This is a genomic window from Streptomyces sp. NPDC002867 (genome assembly GCF_053591895.1).
The window spans coordinates 1-3602 of record NZ_JBSFUR010000103.1 but is presented as its reverse complement, the minus strand read 5'-3'; the positions used below and the strand labels follow the sequence as shown (position 1 = coordinate 3602).

General features: G+C 72.5%; 2 protein-coding genes. One reads left to right on the top strand and one right to left on the bottom strand.

Annotation, left to right across the window (positions count from 1 at the left end):
• Window positions 1-93: 93 nt before the first annotated feature.
• On the bottom strand, window positions 94-2829 hold the full coding sequence (locus ACWD0A_RS34665; RefSeq protein ID WP_451304681.1) for an FG-GAP-like repeat-containing protein: 2736 nt from the start codon (window positions 2827-2829) through the stop codon (window positions 94-96).
• A gap of 281 nt (window positions 2830-3110) precedes the next feature.
• On the opposite strand from ACWD0A_RS34665, the gene ACWD0A_RS34660 reads away from it, so the two are divergent.
• Entirely contained in the window at window positions 3111-3572 is a 462-nt protein-coding gene (locus ACWD0A_RS34660; protein WP_451304680.1) for a hypothetical protein, read from the top strand.
• Window positions 3573-3602: the final 30 nt, after the last annotated feature.

Here is a 3602-nt window from a genome sequence, read left to right as displayed (position 1 = left end):
GGTCCGGGTACCGCGCGGGCCCGCCGGACGCCCCCGTCGGGGGTCCGGCGGGCCCGGTGGAGGGAGCCGGCCGCGCGGCCGGCTCCCCGCGGACTACGGCGTCAGCACCAGACCGATGCGCACACCCGTCGGCGCGCCCAGCGCCGCCGTCCCGTAGTAGACGCCGGAGGCCGGCGTGATGCCGCTGCTGCTGCTGTTGTCCAGCTGCAGCACCGTGCCGTTGTTCGCGTCCTCGCCGTCCGCACCGATCGCCACGTCCGCGCGCACGTAGCCGGACAGGTCGGCGAGCGTGACGGACGAGCCGAGGCGGTCGTTCAACTCCGTCGTGCCCGGCATGCCGGTGGTGTCCTGGTGGTACGCCACCGATCCCGTCGCCGTCGGCCCGGTCGAGGAACCGCGCAGCAGGATCGCCAGGCCGGCGTTGGTCTGTGCGACGCCGCTGCGGGTGATGTCCTCGCCGGGCAGGCCGGTGAGGATGTCGTCGTAGCCGTCGAGGTTCGCGTCGCCGACGGACACGGAGGCACCCATGTCGTCACCGGTCTCACCCGTCTCCGGCACCCCCGTCGTGTCCTGGCCGAGCGACTTGCGGCCGGTCGACGTCAGACCCGTCGACGAACCGAACACGACGGTCACGGCACCGCCCTTGAGCGTGTGGCCCGACTCCGTGGTGCTCGGCTGGCCGACCGCGAGGTCCGCGTAACCGTCGCCGTTGATGTCGCCCGAGGCGAGCGAACGGCCGCCGCGCGCCTCCAGGATGCCGACGCGCTGCAGGCCGGTGGCCGAGCCCTTGAGCCACAGCAGACGGCCCACGCCGCCCGGGTCGCGGTACGAAACCGCCACGTCGCCGAAGCCGTCCTTGTTGAAGTCACCGGCCGCCGTGCTCGCGTACGCGACCGCGCCCGTGTACGCGGCGGTGCTCAGGTAACCGGTGCGGGCGACACCGGTCGCGCTGTCGAACACCCACCAGCGGCCCGGCTTGCCCGGTGCCACGGAGAACACGTCGGACTTGCCGTCCGCGTTGAAGTCCCCGGTGGCCACGGCGGCGCCCAGCTTCTCGCCCGCCACGCGCGTCGTCTCGTTGGTCCAGTAGGACTTGCCCGAGCTCAGCCCGGGACCGTACAGCACGGTCACCTGGCCGGTGTCCGCCTGCGTGGAGGTGCCGTCCTCGCCCGGCGCGCCGACGAGCAGGTCGCCGTAGCCGTCGCCGTTGACGTCACCCCACGCGCTGTCCGAACCGAAGCCGTCACCGGCCTCCGAACTGCCCGGCACGCCGGTGCTGTTCTGGTTGATCGTCCGGCGGGCCGCCGAGTTGGGGCCGGCGTCGTTGCCCGGGAGCACCACGACGCTGCCGTCGCTGCTGGAGACCCGGGGCAGGCCGACGACCAGGTCCGGCACGCCGTCCCGGTTGAAGTCGCTCGTCGGGATCGCGGAGTTGCGGCCGGCGCCGGCCGCGAAGTCGCGGATCGCGGTCAGCTTCGCGTACAGGTTCTTGCCCGGGCAGGCCGTCGCGAACGCGTCCCGGTGACCGGAGATCACGCTCATGGTGGCCGACTGGCCCTCGCTGTACTTGCCGGTGTTGCCCTGGGCGACCAGCGTCACCGTGCCCTTGGGGTTGCCGCCGTACTGCCCGAGCTTCCAGGCCGCGACGCGCGCGGTCGACTGCAGCGCGGCGGTCGTCGGACGGCCCGCCGCCTTGCCGGTCGCCGTGTCGCCCTCGAAGTCACCGAGCAGGGCGATGCCGGTGGAGTAGCTGTTGAAGCCGTACGTGTGGGCGCCCTTGACCGGCAGGTCGACGCCGCCGCCGCGGCCCTCGAAGACGCGGCCGCACTTGTCGACCAGGAAGTTGTAGCCCAGGTCGTTCCAGCCCTCGGTCTTGACGTGGTACGTCATGATGCCGCGGACCAGGGCGGCGGACTCGGCGCAGCTGTAGTTGTTGGAGCCGACCGTGTGGTGGACGTAGACGGCCTGCACCTTGTCGATGTACTCGGCCGGGTCGTCGACGATCGACTCGTCCGCGCCCCACTGGGCGCGCGAGATGATCGGCGGCTGCTTCACCGTCGACGGCGGAGCGGTCGGCTTGGTGGCGGTGGGGCTGGGGCTCGTACTCGGGCTCGGGCTCGGGCTCGCCGAGCCGCTCGGGGACGGCGACACCGGGGGCGAGTCCGTCGGCGCCGGCGTCGCGGAGTCCGTGGGGGCGCCGGGGTCCGACGGCGAGGCCGCCTCGGTGGGCGTGGCGGAGTCCGAGGGCAGCGCCGTCTCCGAGGCGAACGCGGCCGGTTCCATGCCCGTGCCGGCCGGGTTCTTCGCCTCGGCCCTGCTGACGCCCGGGTCGACCATGTGCAGCTTGAGCCCCTTGGGCAGCGCCTTGCTCGCCTTCACCCGCACCTGTACGGCGGTGGAGGGGCCGACCCACAGCGGCTCGGAGGCGCCGCGGGCCGTGCCCTCCGGGGTGTCCGGGCCGTGCGAGTCGAGCTCCAGGGCCTGCCAGGGCGACCACTTGCCCGACTTCTTCTCCCGCGTACGCACCTGCGCGGTGCCCTCGACCTCGGCCGACGGGCTGTCCCAGCCGATGCCGACGAGCGAGAACTGCTCGGTGTTGGTCGCCGGCAGCTCCCGGTCGGTGGCCGTGCCGCCGCCGAGCTGCATCGTGCGCAGGGCGGCGGCCCGCTCCTGCTGCTTCTGACCGCCGGGGGAGTCGGACGGGTTGGCCGTGGCGATCGTGACGATGCCGGCCCCGCCGAGAACGACGGCGCCGAGCGTCAACCACGCCCGGCGCTTCATGCTCAGTGGTCGGTACGCATGCGACGTACGCGGGCTCAAGTGCCCCACCTCTCCAGAATGTCCATGTGTGGCACGCCTCTTGGGACGGGCGGCCCACGCATCCCAGCGGCCCGCGCCACACAGGCATCACGGGTTCACGCCGACTTGTGGCGCACCTCACAGTTTTGGGGCGATCGGCGCCTCGACGACGTCTGAAGGGTGCCGATGGTTGTACGCACCGGCTCCGGTTTTCCTGTGAGAACGGACACCGACACGGGCCGTGATGCTCTCCGCATTGCTTTCGCTGGGACGGATGAGCTGGTCATGGCCGTTTGGTGGGGAGGAAACGGATGCCGATCGCAGGGCGTGCAGCGCAGCTGCCGGACGCCGACGGCATGCAGGGGTATGCCGCGGGCTTCGTCGCCGAGATGAACGAGCGCAGCAGACTGCCGCTCGACTACAGCGTGGTGAGCCTGAGACTCGTGGACTTCGTCGTCGACGGACTCAGACGCGGCGGACCGGAGCGCTCGGGCGTCGACCGCATCCTGCAGGGCCTCGGCGCCTACGTCGGCGAGGTGATCGTCCGCCGGGCGGGCGCGCGCTGGGTCGACCTGGACGCGGACCAGACCGAGCTGTTCGGGCAGACCGTCGGCCTCCGCATGCCCGACGGCCGGGTCTGGAACCCGCTCGGCAAGGTGGTCAAGCGCTTCGAGCACGGTGCCTCGGAGTCGGTCGAGCGCTTCTACCTGCTGCTGCACGGCCGCCGCCCCCCGAACCGCCGCGGCCCGCTCCCGGAGCGCGCCGCGTGCTGAAACCGGGGGTGTGGGGGCAGATGCCCCCAC

What these genes read in the sequence shown, in the direction of transcription:
- ACWD0A_RS34660 (WP_451304680.1), top strand. Translation starts at nt 3,111, where the DNA reads ATGCCGATCGCAGGGCGTGCAGCGCAGCTGCCGGACGCCGACGGCATG.